The organism is Pseudomonas sp. HLMP (assembly GCF_046365545.1).
Taxonomy (GTDB): domain Bacteria; phylum Pseudomonadota; class Gammaproteobacteria; order Pseudomonadales; family Pseudomonadaceae; genus Aquipseudomonas; species Aquipseudomonas guariconensis_B.
Map to the genome: position 1 here is coordinate 617029 of NZ_JBDLLR010000001.1, position 19739 is coordinate 636767.

Genomic DNA, 19739 nt, shown 5'->3' on the forward strand with positions numbered 1-19739 from the left:
TCGGCGCAGAACCTTGTGGGACTTCAGTTTACTGGCGATGGGCTGCAAAGCGGCCCCAATACGTGTAACTGACTTATTTCCTGCCCAGCTTGCGCAACTCATCCGACTCGACGATGCGCACCCCGTCTTCTTCCTCCAGCGCCAGGCGCCACAGCGCTCGGGCCAGGGTGCAGGCCTCGATCCCCCGGTACTTGCCCGGTATCAATCGCGACAGCGGTGCGGCCAGGCGTTCGCCCAGCCGTGGCTCCAGGCGCTCGCCCAGCAACAGCGAGGGCCGGACGATGGTCAGTTGTGGCCAATCCTGGGCCTTGAGCGCTTCTTCCATCTCGCCCTTGACCCGGTTATAGAAGATCGACGACTTGGGATCGGCACCGATGGCGCTGACCACCAGCAGATGGCGAGCCCCCAGTTCCCGCGCGCGCTTGCTGAAGGCCACCACCATGTCCAGGTCGACGGCGCGGAAGGCCGACTCGGAGCCGGCTTGCTTGAGCGTGGTGCCCAGGCAGCAGAAGGCGATGTCGACACGCCCGGCCAACTGTGGGAGAAACACGGCCGGGTCGCCCACGGGGTTTTCCAGGTGCGGGTGCTCGGCCAGTGGCCGGCGGGTAGGTGCCAGCACCCGGCTGATGGTGGGTTCGTTGAGCAGGCGGTCGAGCAGGTGTTCACCCGTCAGGCCCGTGGCTCCGGCAAGCAGGACATGCTGAGGCGTCAAGTACATGATGTCTCTCCCCTTTTACACACAGCTTAGTGGGTGCCCGGCGTTTTCGCCTGCCCACCCGCGGTTGGCTGTGCCTTGTTGCGCAAGGCTTCCTCGGCTTGCTGCTGGCGCAATCGCTGCCAGTGCGCAAGGACCGTTGGCGGCGCCCAGAGCTGCGGCTCCGAGGCTTCGAAGCCTTCCCTCCTTTCACGTTCGGCAACGCTGCGGCGGGCCAGTTCGAACGCCTGTTTCAGGTCGTCCGTCTGGTTCAGCGCCTCGGCGAACAGGGCGTCGCCGAAATAGGTGAAGTCGGCCTCTTCCGAGCAGCCGAAGGACACCCGGTCGGGGCGTGCCGCAGTCATGATCAGGGTCCGGTCGTCCTTGAGCGGGGCGATGTAGCCCCCTGAATAGCAGGCGGAGATGACGATTATCTTGTCGCGGTCCTTCAGTGGTGCCAGGGCGCCGGCCAGTTCGTCGGCGGAGAGGTCGGCCAGTTGCAGGCGCGGCTGGTCGAGCACCAACTGGTGATCCGGGCTGCCGTGGCTGGTCAGGTAGATGAACACCAGGTCTTCCGGGCCGCTGCGCTCGGCCAGGGTCTGGGCGGCGCGGGTGAGGTTCTCGCGGGTGGCCATGGGCCGGTCGCTCAGGTGGTCGCGGTGGTTGACCAGCGTCACCTGGCCGCGAGCCCCGAAGCGTACCCGGAGCATGTTGCTGACGTAGTCGGCCTCGCGCAGGAACACGCTCTGCTGCCCATCGCCGGCCACGACCAGGCTGTACAACTGGATCGGCGGGACCGAGCTCGGCACCTTGGCCAGGGCCTCCTGTAGCAGCCGGCCCTGGTTGAGCAGGGCCAGGTCGAGCGGGTCGGGCAGCAGCCTGCCCTTTTCGTCGCGCACGCGCACGCCGTTGATCCAGTAGCCGCTTTCGACCCGCCCACCCGGGAGGGTCAGGCGTCCACGGCCCTGGTAGGCGTCGTTGGCGAAACCGCCGATGTACTGGGTGCCGTCGGCCAGCAGCAGGTGGCCCTTGCCGGAAAAGCGCCAGTCACGGAAGTGGCCCTTGTAGCGGCTGCCGTCGCTGCCGAGCAATTCGCCCTCGCCATCGAGCGAGCCGTCCTTGAAGTTGCCGATCCACACATCGCCGTCGGCGTTCTCGTAGCGGCCCCGGCCTTCCAGGCGGTTGTCCTTGAACTCGCCGATGTACTGCTCGCCCTCGACGCTGTCGTAGGTGCCGCTGCCTTGCAGCAGGCCATCGACGAAACGGCCGCTGAACTGGTTGCCGCTGGCGTCGCTGCGCACGCCGGCGCCGTTGGGCTTGCCCTTGGCGAACAGGCCCTGGTAGCGGCTGCCGTCGGCCAGTTCCAGCTGGCCGGCGCCTTCGTACTGGTCGTCCTTGAACTGGCCGCGATAGGTCTGGTCGTTCTGCCGGAGGGTGCCTTCGCCATCGCGCCGGCCATGCTTGAAGGTGCCGGCATAATGGCTGCCGGGGGTGGTCAGGTCGCCCAGCCCATGGAACAGCCCCTCGGCGAACTGGCCCCGATAGACCTCGCCGTTGCTGCCGTGCCACTTGCCCTGGCCGTGCCACTGGCCATCCTTGAAGGTCCCGGCGTACCAGCTGCCATTGGGATAGTCGATGCGCCCTTCGCCCTGCAACAGGCCATCGATCACCTCGCCGCGGTAGCGGCCGCCATCGGGCAGGCGGGCATCCGGCGGCGACAGGGGTTCGCCGTCGCCGCAGGCGGCGAGCAGCAGTAACAGCGCGAGGGGCAGCAGTGGACGCATGGCGGGATCCAGGCAAAAGATCTGCCGAGTATGCCGCAGAACAGGTGGTTGGAGACAGGCAGTGAGCAATTAGGGCCGCTTCGCGCCCCTTTCGCGACGCGGCCCTCACATCACAACACCTCGCTCGACTGACCCACCACTAGACAAAGCAGAGCGACAGGGACTCGGCGATATAGGCCGGTTTCTCCTCGCTCTCGATCTCCAGGGTGGCGATGGCCTTGAGCAGCCATTGCCCCGGTTTCTTTTCGCTGGCATCGCTCAGCTCGACCTTGAGCCGCACCTTGCTGTCCACCTTCACCGGCTGGATGAAGCGCACGCTGTCCAGGCCGTAGTTGATCACCATCTTCAGGCCTTCGGGCAGTACCAGGATGTCCTCCATCAGCTTGGGGATCAGCGACAGGGTCAGGAAACCGTGGGCGATGGTGGTGCCGAACGGGGTTTGCGCCGCCTTCTCGGGATCGACATGGATGAACTGGAAATCGCCAGTGGCTTCGGCGAACAGGTCGATACGCTGCTGATCGATCGTCAGCCAGTCGGAACGTCCCAGTTCCTTGCCGACATACTGCGATAGCGCTGCAACGGGTACATAGGGCATCGCGACTCTCCAGGTTGTCTTGCTGTTCGAAAAGCTTGATCTGGTACGAAAGTGCAAGATCAGCACGGCGAACCGTTTCAGTCAAGCTGACCGCTTTTCGCTGTATATCGGCTTATAGGCGTGGTTTAGCGTGCTTATAATGGCGGCAACGCTCGAAGGAGATCCCTATGCTGTTGCGCGGTTTGACCTGGCTGGTGTTGTTTCAACTGCTGGGCACGGCGATCAATCATCTGCTGCTGCCGATCCTGCCAGGGCCGATCATCGGCCTGCTGCTGTTGCTGGTGTTCCTGATGCTGCGTGGCGAGGTCGGCAAGCCACTGAACGAGGCGTCCACCAGCCTGTTGCGCTACCTGCCGCTGCTGCTGGTGCCACCGGCGGTCGGTGTGATGGTCTACGCCAGGGACATCGCCGCGGACTTCTGGGCCATCGTCGGTGCCCTGGTGATCTCTTGCCTGGTGACCCTGGTCTTCGTCGGGGTGCTGATGCAAAGGCTCATGCAGCGCCATGGCAAGCGCAAGGAGCAGCCATGATGCTCGACTGGCAGGGCGCGCTCGATGCGGTCATCCACCATCCGCTGTTCGGCATCGGTATCACCCTGGGCGCCTACCAGGTGGTGCTGGCCGCCTACGAGAAGACCCGCTGGATCTTCCTGCAGCCGGTGCTGGTGTCGATGCTGCTGGTCATCGGTGTGTTGCTGGGCTGTGGCATCGACTACGCCGAATATCGCAAAAGCACCGAGATCCTCAACATCCTCCTGGGCCCCGCCACGGTGGCCCTGGCCGTGCCGCTCTACCTCAACCTGCGGCGGATCCGCCAACTGTTCTGGCCGACATTTACTACGCTGGTAGTCGGAGGTCTGTTCGCCACCGTGGCCTGCCTGTTGCTGGGTGCGTGGTTCGGTGCCGAACACATGATCCTGATGACCATGGCGCCGAAGTCGGTGACATCGCCGATCGCCATGCTGGTGGCCGAGCAGATCGGCGGGGTGGCGGCCCTGGCGGCGGTGTTCGTGCTGATCACCGGGGTGATCGGGGCGATCTTCGGGCCGGCGCTGCTGACTCGCTTCGGTGTGCTCAGCCCCGAGGCGCGCGGCATGTCGCTGGGCGTGACCGCCCATGCGGTGGGCACGTCGGTGGCCTTGCAGGAAAGTGACGAATGCGGCGCCTTCGCCGCGTTGGCGATGAGCCTGATGGGGGTGGCCACGGCGGTATTCCTGCCGTTGGCGGTCAGCCTGGTGGCTTGAGGAATCGAGATGATGCTACCGCTGTTTCCCCTCAATACCGTGTTGTTTCCCGGCTGCATGCTCGACCTGCAGATCTTCGAAGCGCGCTACCTGGACATGATCGGCCGCTGCATGAAGCAGGGCGGCGGCTTCGGCGTGGTGTGCATCCTCGAAGGCGAGCAGGTGGGCAAGGCGCCGCCAGCGGTGGCTTCGGTCGGTTGCGAAGCGTTGATCCGCGATTTCGAGCAGCAGGACAACGGCCTGCTGGGTATTCGCGTGGAAGGTGTGCGGCGTTTCCGGGTGGAGCGCACCGAAGTGCAAAAGGACCAGCTCGTGGTCGGCGAGGTGCACTGGCTGCCGGAGCTGGCGGACAGCGCCCTGGCCGAACAGGACCACGACCTGCTGGCGTTGCTCCAGGCCTTGGGTGAGCACCCCATGGTGGCGGCGCTGGACATGCCACGGCCAGTGGAGGGTAGGCAATCCCTGGCCAACCAGTTGGCCTACCTGTTGCCGTTCATGGAAGAGGACAAGCTCGACCTGCTGGCGATCGACTCGCCGCAGCAGCGACTGGAGGCGATCCAGACCCTGCTCGAGCGCATCCAGGGTGAATTGTTCGCCTGAGTGTTTTGCGTCGCACCTTTCGCGGGCAAGCCCGCTCCCACAGGTTCACCGCAGCCCTTGAAAGCGGCGCTGTACTTGTGGGAGCGGGCTTGCCCGCGAAAAGAGCGACGCTGACCTTCAGTACTGGTAGCGCAACAGTGCCTGGGGCAGGGCGTACAAGGCGAAGAACGCCATCAGGGCGATACAGGCCGGCAACACCAGCCACCACACCCGTGGCGGCAAGGCACCCAGCGGCTGGCGGTGCTGCACCAGGGTCAGGCTGAGTGCGCACACGCAGCAGGCCAGCAGCCCCCCGGCCAGGATGTCGGTGGGCCAGTGCGCACCCAGGTAGACCCGCGACAGGGCGATCGCCAAGGCCGGCAGGCTGCCCAGCAGCACCCAGGTCAGGCGCATGCGTGGCGGTTGGCCACGACCAGCCAGCAATGCCATCACCAGGAAGAACGCGAACGATGCCGAACTGTGCCCGCTGGGCATGCTGTAGCTGGTCAGCGGATCGCTCAGCACTTCTGGACGAGCCCGGGCGAACAGCCATTTCAGCGTGCCATTGGCGATCGCCGTGCCCATCAGCGCGCTGCCAGCGAGCAAGGCATGACGCCATTGCCGTGCTAGCAGCAGAAGGCCAGTGAGCAGGGCGCCAAGGAACAACTGGGTGCGGAAGTCGCCCAGCCGGGTGACCAGCACCACGGCGCTGTCGATGGCCTGGCTGCGATGCTCCTGGACCAGGGTCATCACGCCCTGGTCGAACTCGTGCAGGTGGGGCCAGCCGAGGAACAAGGCCACCAGGGCGATCAGGCTCAGGCCGGCGATCAGCCGGGTGCCATGGCGCTGGTCGCGCAGGCTGCTGCCCAGGCTCAGGCCGATCACCACGGCCAGGGTGCCGGCGATGATACCGGCATCCAGCCAGAACCCCTCCGGCAAGGGCAGACGCATGGCCGCTCCGGTGGCCCAGCCGGGCAGCAGGTAGGCCACCGACCAGCCGGCGCCGGCCACCAGGCTGACGGCGATGAAGCGCGGCAGCGGCATGTCGAACATGCCGGCGACCATCGGCAGCATCGGCCGCAGCGGGCCGATGAAACGCCCCACCAGCAGGCTGGCGATGCCATAGCGGTGGAAATAGGCTTCGGCGCTGCCGATCCACTCCGGATGATGGCGCAGCAATGGCAGGCGCCGGATGTTCTGGTGGAAATACTTGCCGAGCCCATACGACAAGGCGTCCCCCAACAGGCCGCCGAGCAGCCCCAGCAGCAGGGTTTCGCCCAGGCTGAAGCCGCCGCTGCCGGCGAGCATGGCGACAGCGAACAGCAGGACGGTACCCGGTACGATGATGCCGGCGATGGCCAGGCACTCCACGCAGGCGATCAGGAAAATTGCCAGGCCAAGCCACTGCGGGTTGGCGCTGAGCCAGCCGGTCAGGCTGTCGAGCCATTGGCCCATGGTGTCAGCTTCCTTGTTCGAGGATGAAGAAGTCGCGTCCTTCGACCTGGCCCCGGCGCAGCGGGTTGCGCGTGCAGAAGCGGGCGAACTCGGCATCCACGAAGCGGTAGGGCAGGTGTTCGTCGCGGCCGTGGGGGATGCCCAGGCGGGTGGTCTGGACCACGCGCGGTACCGGGATGCCGCAGTCCTCGACGTACAGGTGCTCGGGGTCGAAGCGCCTGGCGTCCCAGTTCGGCACCTTCAGGCCCATGGCCCGGCACAGCAGGGTCTGGCCGGCGCACAGGCGCTCGGCCGGGCGCAGGTTGCCACTGGCGTCGGGGTTGTTCAACTGCATCTGCGCCAGGCTGTTGGCATCGGAGATGGCGTCCACCCAGGGGTAGGCGGACTTGATCAGCACCGCGTTGCCCGGGCCTTGGGCGCTGAAGTTCAGCGAGTCGCCGCCACGGGCGTAGTACATGTAGATGTGGCCACCGTCGAGGAACAGGGCCTTGCGTTTTTCCGTATAGCCGAGCGAGGCGTGGCTGCCCTTGTCGGTCAGGTAGTAGGCTTCGGTCTCGATGATCCGCGCGGCCAGCCAGAGGTCGCCGTGGCGGTGGCGGATGACCTTGCCCAGCAGGGCCTTGGCCAGGGTCTGGGCGTCGCGGTCGAAGAAGCTGTCGGGCAGGGCACGGGCCGGGCAGGGGGCTGGATCTTGCATACTGTCGGTTCGTGGTGGTGAAGCTGGGGATGATAGCAACTATTGGCTGGCGCGCGGCTGAACCGATGGGGTCGCTTCGCGCCCCCAGCATTGGCCAAATCCTGCAGGGGGCCCGCGAAGGAGCGATTTCGATAAGGCCGGTTACATCTTTCCTGCCTGTTCCCGTCGGCCATTTTCTACCATCCGCCTCCCGCCGCTGGGCGTACCCGAGCGTGCCAGTTATAATCAGCCGATTTCCCCTTTGCCAAGACACCGAGCCCATGACTGAGTCCGTTCTTGACTACATGACCCGCCTGGGTCGCGCCGCCCGCGCTGCCTCGCGCGTGATCGGTCGTGCCAGTACCGCGCAGAAGAACCGTGCCCTGCAGGCCGCCGCCGAGGCGCTGGACGCCGCCCGCGCCGAGCTCGGCGCAGCCAACGAACTGGACCTGGCCGCCGGCCGCGCCAATGGCCTGGAACCCGCCCTGCTCGACCGCCTGGCGCTGACCCCGGCTCGCATCGACGGCATGATCACCGGTCTGCGCCAGGTGGCTGGCCTGCCAGACCCGGTCGGTGCCATCCGCGACATGAGCTACCGCCCGTCGGGCATCCAGGTCGGCAAGATGCGCGTACCGCTCGGGGTGATCGGGATCATCTACGAGTCGCGGCCGAACGTGACCATCGACGCGGCCAGCCTGTGCCTGAAGTCCGGCAACGCCACCATCCTGCGCGGCGGTTCCGAGGCCATCCACTCCAACCGCGCCATCGCCGCCTGCATCCAGCGCGGCCTGGCCGAAGCCGGCTTGCCGGCCGCGGTAGTCCAGGTGGTCGAGACCACCGACCGCGAGGCGGTGGGGGCGCTGATCAGCATGCCAGAGTTCGTCGACGTCATCGTCCCGCGCGGTGGCCGTGGCCTGATCGAGCGCATCAGCCGCGATGCCCGGGTGCCGGTGATCAAGCACCTGGATGGTATCTGCCACGTGTATGTCGACCAGCATGCCGACCTGGACAAGGCCTGGAGCGTGGCCTTCAACGCCAAGACCTACCGCTACGGCATCTGCGGCGCCATGGAGACCCTGCTGGTCGATGCCAGCGTCGCCGAGGCCTTCCTCCCGGAAATGGCCCGTCGCTTCCAGGCGAAGGGCGTCGAGCTGCGCGGTTGCCCGCGCACCCAGGCGATCATCGAGGCCAAGCCTGCCAGCGAAGATGACTGGCACACCGAGTACCTGGCGGCGATCCTGTCGATCCGCGTGGTCGACGGCCTGGACCAGGCCATCGAGCACATCAACCACTACGGCTCGCACCACACCGATGCGATCATCACCGAGCACCAGGGCCAGGCCCGGCGCTTCATGGCCGAGGTCGACTCGGCGTCGGTGATGCTCAATGCGCCGACCTGCTTCGCCGACGGCTTCGAGTACGGCCTGGGCGCGGAAATCGGCATTTCCACCGACAAGCTGCACGCCCGTGGCCCGGTCGGCCTGGAAGGCCTGACCTGCGAGAAGTACCTGGTGATCGGCGACGGCCAATTGCGCGGCCAGGAGTCCTGCTGAGTTGAGCAAGGCCCAGGCAGTCCGGCGCATCGGCATTCTCGGTGGCACCTTCGACCCCGTGCACATCGGCCACCTGCGCAGCGCGCTGGAGGTGGCCGAGCTCATGGAACTGGACGAGCTGCGCCTGTTGCCCAACGCCCGGCCGCCACACCGCGACACTCCCCAGGTGCAGGCACAGGACCGCCTGGCCATGGTGCGCAGCGCGGTGCAGGGCGTCGGGCGGCTGAGCGTGGATGCCCGTGAGCTGGCCCGCGACAAGCCGTCGTACACCATCGATACGCTCGAGTCGATCCGCGCCGAACTGGACGCCGACGACCAGCTGTTCCTGGTGCTGGGCTGGGACGCGTTCTGCGGCCTGCCCGGCTGGCATCGCTGGGAGGAGCTGCTGCAACACTGTCACATCCTGGTGCTGCAACGCCCGGATGCCGATGTCGAACCCCCTGACGAGCTGCGCAACCTGCTGGCGGCGCGCTCGGAGAGCGATCCCACCGCCATGTCCGGCCCGGCGGGGCACATTTCGTTCGTCTGGCAGACGCCGCTCGCGGTGTCGGCCACACAGATCCGACAGCTGCTGGCCAGCGGCAAGTCGGTGCGGTTCCTGGTGCCGGACGCAGTACTGGCCTATATCGAGGCGCACGACCTTTACCGTGCGTCGCACTGACGGCGCCCAGGCGCCTCATTCAATGAGTTGAACGAGTTTCTTATGAGCAAGCAGAAAATCAACGGCGAAGAATTGGTCAACATGGCCAAATCGGCCCTGGAAGAAGTCAAGGCCCAGGACATCCAGGTCATCGACGTGCGCGACAAGCACAGCCTGACCGACTACATGATCATCGCCACCGGTACTTCCAACCGGCAGATCAACGCGATGGCCGAGAAGGTCCGCGAGATCGTCAAGCAGCAGGGCGTGCAGCCCCTGGGCGAGGAAGGCAAGGGCGACAGCGACTGGGTCCTGCTGGACCTCAACGACGTCATCGTGCACATGATGACCGCCGCTGCGCGCCAGTTCTACGACCTCGAGCGCCTGTGGCTGGGGGCCGAGCAGAGCCGCTCCGCCGATGGCAAGCACCACAGCCCGGAGAACACCCACAGCTACGCCGAAAACCTCAAGGACCGGGGCTGAGGTCGCGCCGTGCGCCTGCGCCTGATCGCGGTCGGCTCGCGCATGCCCCGCTGGGTCGAGGACGGTTGGCATGAGTATGCCAAGCGCCTGCCCCCGGAGCTGCCGCTCGAGCTGGTGGAAATCCCGCTGAACACCCGTGGCAAGAACGCCGACGTCGCCCGTCTGATCCGCCAGGAGGGCGAGGCCATGCTGGCCAAGGTGCAGCCGGGGGAGCGCATCGTCACCCTCGAGGTCCATGGCAAGCCCTGGAGCACCGAGCAACTGGCGAGCGAGCTGGACCGCTGGCGCCTGGATGCGCGCACGGTCAACCTCATGGTGGGCGGCCCCGAGGGCCTGGCGCCGGAAGTCTGCGCGCGCAGCGAACAACGCTGGTCGCTGTCGCCGCTGACCCTGCCGCATCCGCTGGTAAGGATACTGATCGGCGAACAGATCTACCGCGCCTGGACCGTGCTGTCCGGGCACCCCTACCACAAATGAGCCTCTAAGCCCGCCCGATGTCGCAGCCGATTCGTCTCAAGGACCACGAGAAAGACGCCCGTTTGGTGCGCAACCGCGTCGTGGTCGGTGCGGTGGCGATCATGCTGCTGGTGTGCGTGCTGATCGCGCGGCTGTATTACCTGCAGGTCATCCAGTACGACTACCACTCCACCCTGTCGGAGAACAACCGGGTGCACGTGCAGCCGATCCCGCCGACCCGCGGGCTGATCTTCGACCGCAACGGGGTGATCATCGCCGACAACCGTCCCAGCTTCAGCCTGACCATGACCCGCGAGCGCGCCGGTGACTGGCACCAGGTGCTGGACACGATCGTCGAGGTCCTGGAACTGACCCCCGACGACCGCGCCCTGTTCGAGAAACGCATGAAGCAGGGGCGCCGGCCGTTCGAGCCGGTACCGATCCTGTTCGAGCTGAACGAGGAGCAGATCGCCCGTATTGCGGTGAACCAGTTCCGCCTGCCGGGCGTGGACGTGGCCGCGCAACTGGTGCGCCATTACCCGCAGGGCGCGCATTTCGCCCACTCGGTCGGCTACGTCGGGCGGATCAACGAGAAGGAGCTCAAGGCCCTCGACCCGGTCAACTACAGCGGCACCCACCATATCGGCAAGACCGGCATCGAGCGCTTCTACGAAGACGAGCTGCACGGCCAGGTCGGCTACGAGGAGGTCGAGACCAATGCCCGCGGCCGGGTGTTGCGGGTGCTCAAGCGCACCGACCCGATCCCGGGCAAGGACATCGTCCTGAGCCTCGACATCAAGTTGCAGGAGGCTGCCGAGGCGGCCCTGGGCGGGCGTCGTGGGGCCGTGGTGGCCCTCGATCCGCGCACCGGCGAAGTGCTGGCGATGGTCAGCCAGCCGAGCTTCGACCCCAACCTGTTCGTCACCGGCATCAGCTTCAAGGCCTATGCCGAACTGCGTGACTCGATCGACCGGCCGCTGTTCAACCGTGTGTTGCGTGGCCTCTATCCGCCTGGCTCGACGATCAAACCGGCGGTGGCCATCGCCGGCCTGGACAGCGGCGTGGTCACCGCCAGCAGCCGGGTGTTCGACCCGGGCTACTACCAGTTGCCCAACTACGACCACAAGTACCGCAACTGGAACCGTAGCGGCGATGGCTGGGTCGACCTGGACACGGCGATCATGCGTTCCAACGATACCTACTTCTACGACCTGGCGCACAAGATGGGCATCGACCGCCTGTCCACCTACATGAACAAGTTCGGTATCGGTCGCCGGGTGTCGCTCGACATGTTCGAGGAGTCCTCCGGGCTGATGCCGTCCCGCGAGTGGAAGCGCGCGACCCGCCGCCAGGCCTGGTTCCCCGGCGAGACCCTGATCCTCGGCATCGGCCAGGGCTACATGCAGGCCACGCCCCTGCAACTGGCCCAGGCCACCGCGCTGATCGCCAACAAGGGCAAGTGGAACCGCCCGCACCTGGCCAAGACCATCGAAGGCAAGCCACCGGTGGACGAGAACCCGATGGAAGACATCGTCCTGCGCGACAAGTCCGACTGGGCCAAGGTCACCCACGGCATGGAGCAGGTGATGCACAACGCCCGTGGCACCGCGCGCAAAGCCGCGCTCGGTGCCCAGTATCGCATCGCCGGCAAGAGCGGCACCGCCCAGGTGGTGGCGATCAAGCAGGGCGAGAAATACGACCGCAACAAACTCCAGGAGCGTCACCGCGACCACGCTCTGTTCGTCGCCTTCGCCCCGGCCGAATCGCCGAAGATCGTGGTGGCGGTGATGGTCGAGAACGGCGAATCCGGCTCCGGCGTCGCCGCGCCAGTGGTCCGCCAGGTGATGGACGCCTGGCTGCTCGACGAGCACGGCCGGCTCAAGCCTGAATTCGCTCCCGCCACCGTCGCCCAGGAATCGGCCCCGTGAAGAACAATTTCGATCGCATGCTTTCCAGCGAGGACGTGATGCGTCGGCGCGCCAGCTTCCTGCAGCGCATCCACGTCGACGGCCCGCTGCTGGTCATCCTGCTGACCCTGGCGGCCGGCAGCCTGTTCGTCCTCTATTCGGCCAGCGGCAAGAACTGGGACCTGCTGATGAAGCAGGCCACGTCGTTCGGTATCGGCCTGGTGTCGATGTTCATCATCGCCCAGCTCGAGCCGCGCTTCATGGCGCGCTGGGTACCGCTGGCCTATGTGGGCGGGGTGCTGCTGTTGATCGTGGTGGACGTCATGGGCCACAACGCCATGGGGGCGACACGCTGGATCAATATCCCCGGGGTGATCCGCTTCCAGCCCTCGGAGTTCATGAAGATCATCATGCCGGCGACCCTCGCCTGGTACCTGTCCAAGCGCACCCTGCCACCCGACCTCAAGCACGTGGCGATCAGCCTGGTGCTGATCGGCGTGCCGTTCATCCTCATCGTCCGCCAGCCAGACCTGGGCACGGCGCTGCTGATCCTCGCCTCGGGCGCCTTCGTGCTGTTCATGGGCGGCCTGCGCTGGCGCTGGATCATCAGCGTGGTCACCGCCGCGGTGCCGGTGGCGGTGGCCATGTGGTTCTTCGTCATGCACGACTACCAAAAGCAGCGCGTGCTGACCTTCCTCGATCCGGAGAGCGACCCGCTGGGCACCGGCTGGAACATCATCCAGTCCAAGGCGGCGATCGGCTCCGGTGGCGTGTTCGGCAAGGGCTGGCTGCTGGGCACCCAGTCGCACCTGGACTTCCTCCCGGAGAGCCATACCGACTTCATCATCGCCGTGCTCGGCGAGGAGTTCGGCTTGATCGGCATCTGCCTGCTGCTGTTGATCTACCTGCTGCTGATCGGCCGTGGCCTGGTGATCACGGCCCAGGCCCAGACCTTGTTCGGCAAGCTGCTGGCGGGCAGCCTGACCATGACCTTCTTTGTATACGTGTTCGTCAATATCGGTATGGTCAGCGGCCTTCTGCCCGTGGTGGGCGTGCCGCTGCCCTTCATCAGCTATGGCGGAACTTCGTTGGTGACGCTGCTGTCAGCGTTTGGCGTTCTGATGTCGATTCACACGCACCGCAAGTGGATCGCACAGGTTTGAATAAGGTGAAGAATTTCATGCAAGCAGTGCGTGGCTGGGCTGCCCGTTGTGTGCCGTGGATCGGCGCGGTGGGCCTGTTCGGCGCTGTCCAGCAGGCCAATGCCGGCGACTACGAAGGCTCGCCCCAGGTGGCCGAGTTCGTCGGCGAGATGACCCGCGACTATGGCTTCGCCGGTGAACAGTTGATGGATCTGTTCCGCGAGGTGCGGCGCAAGCAGTCGATCCTCGACGCGATCTCGCGGCCGGCCGAGCGGGTCAAACCGTGGAAGGAATACCGGCCGATGTTCATCAGCGATGCGCGCATCGCCCGTGGTGTGGACTTCTGGCGCCAGCACGAGGCGACCCTGGCCCGTGCCGAGCAGGAGTATGGCGTGCCGGCCCAGGTGATCGTGGCGATCATCGGCGTGGAGACCTTCTTCGGCCGCAACACCGGCAACTTCCGGGTCATCGACGCCCTCTCGACCCTGGGCTTCGACTATCCGCCACGGGCCGACTTCTTCCGCAAGGAGCTGCGCGAGTACCTGTTGCTGGCGCGTGAGGAGCAGCTCGACCCGCTCACCCTCAAGGGCTCCTACGCTGGCGCCATGGGCCTGCCGCAGTTCATGCCGAGCAGTTTTCGCAGCTACGCCGTGGATTTCGACGGCGACGGCCACATCAACATCTGGAACAACCCGGACGATGCCATCGGCAGTGTCGCCAGCTATTTCAAGCGCCATGGTTGGGTGGCCGGGGAGCCGGTGGTCAGTCGCGCCATGGTGCGCGGCGAGCGGGTCGACGAAGGCTTGACCAGCGGTATCGAGCCGGTGAAGACGGTCGGGGAGTTGCGAGCCCTGGGCTGGTCGAGTCATGATGCGCTGCGCGATGATCTGCCGGTCACGGCCTTCAGGCTCGAGGGCGACAATGGTCCGGAATATTGGATGGGCATGAAGAACTTCTATGCGATCACGCGCTACAACCGCAGCGTGATGTACGCCATGGCGGTGCATCAGCTCTCGGAACAGCTGGTTCTTGCACGGGGCGTCAAATGATGCGCGTATTCTTTTCTTCCCATTCGCTCAAGCTGCTGACCTGCGTGGCCGTCGGTCTGGTCCTGGCCAGCTGCTCCTCCAGCCGGCCCACCCAGCAGAGCGGCAATGTGGTCCGCTCGCAGCCGGGCCTGGACATCAACCGTGCCCACAAGGACGGTGCGCCCTGGTGGGACGTGGACGTGTCGAAGATCCCCGACGCGACGCCGACCGTGCACACCGGCGCGTACAAGGCCAACCCGTACACCGTCCTGGGCAAGACCTACTACCCGATCCAGGATTCGCGCAACTACCGCGCCGAAGGCATCGCCTCCTGGTACGGCACCAAGTTCCACGGCCAGAACACCGCCAACGGCGAGGTCTACGATCTCTACGGCATGAGCGCGGCGCACAAGACCCTGCCGCTGCCGGCCTACGTGCGGGTGACCAACCTGGACAACCAGCGCAGTGTGATCCTGCGGGTCAACGACCGTGGCCCGTTCTATTCGGACCGCATCATCGACCTGTCCTACGCCGCGGCCAAGAAGCTCGGCTACGCCGAGAGCGGCACCGCCCGGGTACGTGTCGAAGGCATCGACCCGCAGCAGTGGTGGGCCGCGCGCGGCCGCCCGGCACCGTTGGTGCTCAAGGAGCCGCAGGTGGCCCAGGCCCAGGCGGTCCCGGCCAGCACCGGCAAGGTCGAGCAATGGACGCCGCCACCGCAGCAGCACGCCGCGGCGGTGGTGCCGGTGCAGGTCGGCGGCGGCAGCGTACCGAACAACAACGGTGGCATGTACCTGCAGGTAGGGGCGTTCGCCAACCCGGACGCCGCCGAGCTGCTGCGTGCCAAGCTCAGCACCATGGTCAGCGCGCCGGTATTCATCAGCTCCATCGTGCGCAACCAGCAGACCCTGCACCGGGTGCGCCTGGGGCCGATCAACAGCCAGGGCGAAGTCCAGCAGATGCAGGACAGCGTGCGCCTGGCCAATCTGGGCCAGGCCAAGCTGGTAACCGCGGACTAGCCGGGGCGCACAGCTTCAAGCCACAAGCGTCGAGCCGCAAGAAAAAGCAGCTTCCACACCGATCCGCTTTTCTCTTGCAGCTTGAAGCTCGCCGCTGAAGTAGGCTGTCGGTTTTGTCATGAATCGGCGGGCGCGGCCATGTACAATGGCCGTTTTTGCCGCTGGCCAGGGAACCCTTGCCCTTGGGGCATCAGACCATTAGCGATTTACGAGAGACGGATGAACATCACCAACCTTGCCAAACGACTTTGCCTGCCTGTACTGCTGATGATCACTCCCGCTGCCTTCGCGGCGGAGCAGATGATGCCGTCGCCGCCGCAGCTGGCTGCCAAGTCCTATGTACTCATGGATGCGTCCAGCGGCAGCGTGCTGGTCGAGAACAACGGTGACGAGCGCCTGCCGCCGGCCAGCCTGACCAAGCTGATGACCGCCTACATCGCCACCCTGGACATCCGTCGCGGCCAGATCGGCGAGAACGATCCGGTGACCGTCAGCGAAAACGCCTGGCGTACCGGCGGCTCGCGCATGTTCATCAAGGTCGGCAGCCAGGTCAGCGTCAGCGACCTGCTGCATGGCATCATCATCCAGTCGGGCAACGATGCCTCCGTCGCCCTGGCCGAGCACATCGCCGGCAGCGAAGATGCCTTCGCCGACATGATGAACAAGACCGCCACCGACCTGGGCATGACCAACAGTCACTTCATGAACCCCACCGGCCTGCCGCACCCGGAGCACTACTCCTCGGCGCACGACATGGCGGTCCTGGCCCGCGCGATCATCGACGAAGACCCGGCCCACTACGCCATCTATTCGCAGAAGGAATTCTTCTGGAACAACATCAAGCAGCCCAACCGCAACCTGCTGCTGTGGCGTGACAAGACCGTCGATGGCCTGAAGACCGGCCACACCGAGGAAGCCGGCTACTGCATGGTCGCCTCGGCCGTGCGCGACGGCCAGCGCCTGATCGCCGTGGTGTTCGGCACCAACAGCGAGCAGTCCCGTGCCGCCGAGACCCAGAAGCTGCTGACCTACGGTTTCCGCTTCTTCGAAACCCAGACCTTCTACCAGAAGGGTACCGAGCTGACCCAGGCCCCGGTCTGGAAAGGCGCCACCGGCCAGGTGAAAGCGGGCCTTGCCAACGACCTGACCCTGACCCTGCCCAAGGGCCAGCTCAAGCGCCTGCAGGCTTCCATGACCATGAACCCGCAGCTGACCGCGCCTATCGCCAAAGGTGACGTGATCGGCAAAGTGGAAGTCAAACTGGACGAGAAAGTGGTCCACAGCGCCGACCTCATCGCCCTCGACGGCGTGGAGGAAGGTGGCTTCTTCCGCCGTATGTGGGATAGCATTCGTCTATTCTTCTACGGGTTGTTCAACTGATACGTGACCTGCATGCCCCTGCGCTCGATCGCGGGGGCATTGTTGTTGCCACGGCTTGCGAGGCCGTTTCCGCCATGAGCGAACAAGAAGACGTCAAGTCGCCAAAGATCGAATTTCCCTGCCCCGACTATGCCATCAAGGTAATCGGTGACACCGTCGTCAACTTCCGGGACACCGTCATCGAGATCCTCAAGAAACACGCACAGGTCGACATGAAGAGCCTGGCCGAGCGCCAGAGCAGCAATGGCAAGTACACCACCGTGCAACTGCACATCGTCGCCACCAGCGAAGACCAGTTGCGGGATATCAACAGCGCCCTGCGTGCCACCGGCATCGTGCACATGGTGCTGTGATGTCGACGTGCCTCGGTTTTCGCGATCTCGGCCTGCAGCCCTACGAACCGGTGCTGCACGCCATGCGTCGCTTCACCGAGCAGCGTACCCCGCAAAGCCCTGACGAAGTCTGGCTGGTGGAGCATCCACCGGTGTTCACCCAGGGCCAGGCCGGCAAGGCCGAGCACCTGTTGGTGCCCGGCGAGATCCCGGTGGTGCAGACCGACCGCGGCGGGCAGGTGACCTACCACGGCCCCGGGCAATTGGTGGCCTACCTGCTGCTGGATGTGCGTCGCCTGGGGTTTGGCGTGCGCGACCTGGTCAACCGCATCGAGCGGAGCCTGATCGACCTGCTCGCCAGCTACGATGTCCAGGCCGCGGCCAAGCTCGACGCGCCTGGGGTGTATGTCGACGGGGCGAAGATCGCCTCCCTCGGCCTGCGTATCCGCAACGGTCGTTCCTTCCACGGCCTTGCCTTGAACGTGGACATGGACCTGGCGCCATTCCGCCGAATCAACCCCTGCGGGTATGCGGGGCTGGCCATGACCCAGCTGCGCGACCTGGCAGGCCCGATCGAACTCTCCGAGGTCAGGACAAGGCTGCGCGGACAGCTGGTCAGGCACCTCGACTACGCTGAGCAGACGACCCTCACGGGCGGAATCGACTGAATATGACAACTGTGCAAGAAGCCGTGCCGAACCTGATACCCACCCAGGATGTCACCCCGCGCCCCGCGCCGAAGAAGGTGGAAGCGGGCGTGAAGCTGCGTGGCGCCGAGAAGGTGGCGCGCATCCCGGTGAAGATCATCCCCACCGAAGAACTGCCGAAAAAACCCGACTGGATCCGCGTGCGCATCCCGGTATCCCCAGAGGTCGACCGGATCAAGCAACTGCTGCGCAAGCACAAGCTGCACAGCGTGTGCGAGGAAGCGTCCTGCCCGAACCTGGGCGAATGCTTCTCCGGCGGCACCGCGACCTTCATGATCATGGGTGACATCTGCACCCGTCGCTGCCCGTTCTGCGATGTCGGCCATGGCCGACCGAAGCCGCTGGACCTCGACGAGCCGAAGAACCTGGCGATCGCCATCGCCGACCTGCGCCTGAAGTACGTGGTGATCACCTCGGTGGACCGCGACGACCTGCGTGACGGTGGTGCCCAGCACTTCGCCGACTGCATCCGCGAGATCCGCGCCTTGTCGCCCGGCATCCAGCTGGAAACCCTGGTGCCCGACTACCGTGGGCGCATGGACGTGGCCCTGGAGATCACCGCGAAGGAGCCGCCGGATGTGTTCAACCACAACCTCGAGACCGTCCCGCGCCTGTACAAGGCCGCGCGTCCGGGGTCGGACTACGACTGGTCGCTCGACCTGCTGCAGAAGTTCAAGCAGATGGTTCCGCACGTGCCGACCAAGTCCGGCATCATGCTGGGCCTGGGCGAGACCGACGACGAGGTCATCGAGGTGATGCACCGCATGCGCGAGCACGACATCGACATGCTGACCCTCGGCCAGTACCTGCAGCCGTCGCGCAACCACCTGCCGGTGCAGCGTTTCGTGCACCCGGACACCTTCGCCTGGTTCGCCGAGGAAGGTTATCGCCTGGGCTTCAAGAACGTCGCTTCTGGCCCGCTGGTGCGTTCTTCCTATCATGCCGACCAGCAGGCTCACGAAGCCAAGATCAAGCTCTGAGCGCGGCGGGAGTGACCGATGCCGATGTGGGCCGTGAGGCCGCATCGGCATTTTTGTTTTCGAGCGGCAAGCTTCAAGCTTCAAGCGACAAGCCATGAGGAGTCGTGTGATGAATTGCGTCGAGACCGTGGGACCACGGTTGCCTGTGGCCTTGCCGGGTAATGCCCGTTTCGCCATCGTCGCGCCGGCGGGGCCGGCGCGGTTGGATGCCGACAAGGCTTGCCAGTGGTTCGAGCGTCGGGGGTACCAGTGCCGGATTTATCCTGGGGTGTTGCAGGCGGATGGTTATCTGGCCGGTAGCGACGAGCAGCGCCTGCAAGACCTGCATGCTGCGTTCAGGGCGCCGGATATCGACGCCATCCTGTGCATGCGGGGTGGGTACGGCAGCATGCGGTTGCTGGATCGCCTCGATTTCGACTTGGTTCGTCGCCATCCCAAGCCGCTGGTGGGCTATAGCGACGTCACCGCGTTGCATACGGCGTTCAACCGGCATGCAGGGTTGATCACCTTCCATGGCGCGATGCTCAATGCCGATTTGCTGGGCGCCAAGCTCGAGCCGACCGAGAGTTCCCTGTTCGAGCAGCTCGGTGGGCAGCTGGGGGAGGGGGACGACATCGTGCATCCGCCGGCCTATCCGCTGACCTGCGTGGTGCCGGGCCGTGCCCAGGGGCGACTGGTCGGTGGCAACCTGTCGTTGCTCGGTGCGACCCTCGGCACCCTGGCGGAGGTCGACACGCAGGGCGGCATCCTGTTCATCGAGGACGTCAACGAGCCGCTGTATCGGGTCGACCGCCTGCTTACCCAACTGCGTCTGGCGGGGAAGCTGGAGGGCGTGCGGGGTGTGCTGGTGGGGGATTTCGCCGGGATCACGGTGGCGGCGATGGCACCGCTGCTGAAGGGGATCTTCGGGCCCTTGGGCGTGCCCGTGCTGGCCGGGTGGCGCAGTGGGCATTGTGACCCGAACCTGTGCCTGCCGCTGGGGGCCAGGGTGAGTCTGGACAGTGCGCAGCACAGGCTGGTGCTGGAGCAAGCGCTGTTCGAGTGTTGAGCGCAGCTTCGTAGCGCTTGGGGCCGCTTCGCGCGGCC

At 65.6% G+C, this 19739-nt stretch carries 21 protein-coding genes; 16 read left to right on the forward strand and 5 right to left on the reverse strand.

Annotated elements, in window-relative coordinates; translation table 11 throughout:
* Positions 1-73: 73 nt before the first annotated feature.
* The 3 genes from ABFA30_RS03080 to ABFA30_RS03090 all read right to left on the reverse strand — a co-directional run bounded on the left by ABFA30_RS03080 (position 74) and on the right by ABFA30_RS03090 (position 3073).
* Complete coding sequence (locus ABFA30_RS03080; protein WP_225788710.1) at positions 74-718, reverse strand: oxidoreductase; 645 nt, start codon at positions 716-718, stop codon at positions 74-76.
* A 26-nt stretch (positions 719-744) separates the two neighbouring features.
* Positions 745-2478 (reverse strand): C13 family peptidase, encoded by a 1734-nt coding sequence (locus ABFA30_RS03085; protein ID WP_410045139.1) that lies wholly within the window; start codon positions 2476-2478, stop codon positions 745-747.
* A 139-nt stretch (positions 2479-2617) separates the two neighbouring features.
* Positions 2618-3073, reverse strand: a complete 456-nt coding sequence (locus ABFA30_RS03090; RefSeq protein ID WP_410045140.1) for a MaoC family dehydratase — start codon at positions 3071-3073, stop codon at positions 2618-2620.
* A 167-nt stretch (positions 3074-3240) separates the two neighbouring features.
* On the opposite strand from ABFA30_RS03090, the gene ABFA30_RS03095 reads away from it, so the two are divergent.
* From ABFA30_RS03095 to ABFA30_RS03105, 3 genes are read left to right on the forward strand one after another with little or no spacing between them, the layout of a single operon-like run.
* Positions 3241-3603: a CidA/LrgA family protein gene (locus ABFA30_RS03095; RefSeq protein WP_225788707.1), complete on the forward strand. Its 363-nt coding sequence runs from the start codon at positions 3241-3243 to the stop codon at positions 3601-3603.
* Positions 3600-4316, forward strand: coding sequence for an LrgB family protein (locus ABFA30_RS03100; protein ID WP_225788706.1), 717 nt, complete (start codon positions 3600-3602; stop codon positions 4314-4316). Before ABFA30_RS03095 ends, ABFA30_RS03100 begins: the two co-directional genes overlap by 4 nt.
* Positions 4317-4325: 9 nt before the next feature.
* Positions 4326-4916: an LON peptidase substrate-binding domain-containing protein gene (locus tag ABFA30_RS03105; RefSeq protein WP_225788705.1), complete on the forward strand. Its 591-nt coding sequence runs from the start codon at positions 4326-4328 to the stop codon at positions 4914-4916.
* Between the two features lie 117 nt (positions 4917-5033).
* On the opposite strand, the gene ABFA30_RS03110 is transcribed toward ABFA30_RS03105, so the two are convergent.
* Together ABFA30_RS03110 and ABFA30_RS03115 are read right to left on the reverse strand one after the other, a co-directional pair.
* On the reverse strand, positions 5034-6350 hold the full coding sequence (locus tag ABFA30_RS03110) for a bifunctional DedA family/phosphatase PAP2 family protein (protein WP_225788704.1): 1317 nt from the start codon (positions 6348-6350) through the stop codon (positions 5034-5036).
* Between the two features lie 4 nt (positions 6351-6354).
* Positions 6355-7047: a DNA-3-methyladenine glycosylase gene (locus tag ABFA30_RS03115; protein ID WP_225788703.1), complete on the reverse strand. Its 693-nt coding sequence runs from the start codon at positions 7045-7047 to the stop codon at positions 6355-6357.
* 260 nt (positions 7048-7307) lie between these two features.
* On the opposite strand from ABFA30_RS03115, the gene ABFA30_RS03120 reads away from it, so the two are divergent.
* From ABFA30_RS03120 to ABFA30_RS03180, 13 genes are all read left to right on the forward strand, one after another.
* Positions 7308-8579: a glutamate-5-semialdehyde dehydrogenase gene (locus ABFA30_RS03120; RefSeq protein ID WP_368816119.1), complete on the forward strand. Its 1272-nt coding sequence runs from the start codon at positions 7308-7310 to the stop codon at positions 8577-8579.
* A gap of 1 nt (position 8580) precedes the next feature.
* Positions 8581-9240, forward strand: coding sequence for a nicotinate-nucleotide adenylyltransferase (gene nadD / locus ABFA30_RS03125; RefSeq protein WP_225788701.1), 660 nt, complete (start codon positions 8581-8583; stop codon positions 9238-9240).
* A 42-nt stretch (positions 9241-9282) separates the two neighbouring features.
* Complete coding sequence (gene rsfS / locus ABFA30_RS03130) at positions 9283-9702, forward strand: ribosome silencing factor (RefSeq protein WP_225788700.1); 420 nt, start codon at positions 9283-9285, stop codon at positions 9700-9702.
* A gap of 9 nt (positions 9703-9711) precedes the next feature.
* Positions 9712-10179 (forward strand): 23S rRNA (pseudouridine(1915)-N(3))-methyltransferase RlmH, encoded by a 468-nt coding sequence (gene rlmH, locus ABFA30_RS03135; RefSeq protein WP_225788699.1) that lies wholly within the window; start codon positions 9712-9714, stop codon positions 10177-10179.
* A 17-nt stretch (positions 10180-10196) separates the two neighbouring features.
* A complete protein-coding gene (gene mrdA, locus ABFA30_RS03140) occupies positions 10197-12086 on the forward strand; it encodes a penicillin-binding protein 2 (protein WP_225788698.1) in 1890 nt (629 codons plus the stop codon).
* A gap of 38 nt (positions 12087-12124) precedes the next feature.
* Complete coding sequence (gene rodA, locus ABFA30_RS03145) at positions 12125-13228, forward strand: rod shape-determining protein RodA (protein ID WP_225788822.1); 1104 nt, start codon at positions 12125-12127, stop codon at positions 13226-13228.
* Positions 13229-13245: 17 nt separating this feature from the next.
* Entirely contained in the window at positions 13246-14256 is a 1011-nt protein-coding gene (mltB, locus tag ABFA30_RS03150; protein WP_225788697.1) for a lytic murein transglycosylase B, read from the forward strand.
* On the forward strand, positions 14256-15254 hold the full coding sequence (locus ABFA30_RS03155) for a septal ring lytic transglycosylase RlpA family protein (RefSeq protein ID WP_410046025.1): 999 nt from the start codon (positions 14256-14258) through the stop codon (positions 15252-15254). The genes mltB and ABFA30_RS03155 overlap by 1 nt, the downstream gene beginning before the upstream one ends.
* Before the next feature lie 219 nt (positions 15255-15473).
* Positions 15474-16634, forward strand: coding sequence for a D-alanyl-D-alanine carboxypeptidase family protein (locus ABFA30_RS03160; protein ID WP_410045141.1), 1161 nt, complete (start codon positions 15474-15476; stop codon positions 16632-16634).
* A 74-nt stretch (positions 16635-16708) separates the two neighbouring features.
* Positions 16709-16987, forward strand: coding sequence for a DUF493 domain-containing protein (locus tag ABFA30_RS03165; RefSeq protein ID WP_225788695.1), 279 nt, complete (start codon positions 16709-16711; stop codon positions 16985-16987).
* A complete protein-coding gene (gene lipB, locus ABFA30_RS03170; RefSeq protein WP_410045142.1) occupies positions 16987-17634 on the forward strand; it encodes a lipoyl(octanoyl) transferase LipB in 648 nt (215 codons plus the stop codon). Before ABFA30_RS03165 ends, lipB begins: the two co-directional genes overlap by 1 nt.
* A 2-nt stretch (positions 17635-17636) precedes the next feature.
* Positions 17637-18653, forward strand: coding sequence for a lipoyl synthase (gene lipA, locus ABFA30_RS03175; protein ID WP_225788693.1), 1017 nt, complete (start codon positions 17637-17639; stop codon positions 18651-18653).
* Positions 18654-18762: 109 nt separating this feature from the next.
* On the forward strand, positions 18763-19701 hold the full coding sequence (locus tag ABFA30_RS03180) for an LD-carboxypeptidase (protein ID WP_410045143.1): 939 nt from the start codon (positions 18763-18765) through the stop codon (positions 19699-19701).
* Positions 19702-19739 lie beyond the last annotated feature (38 nt).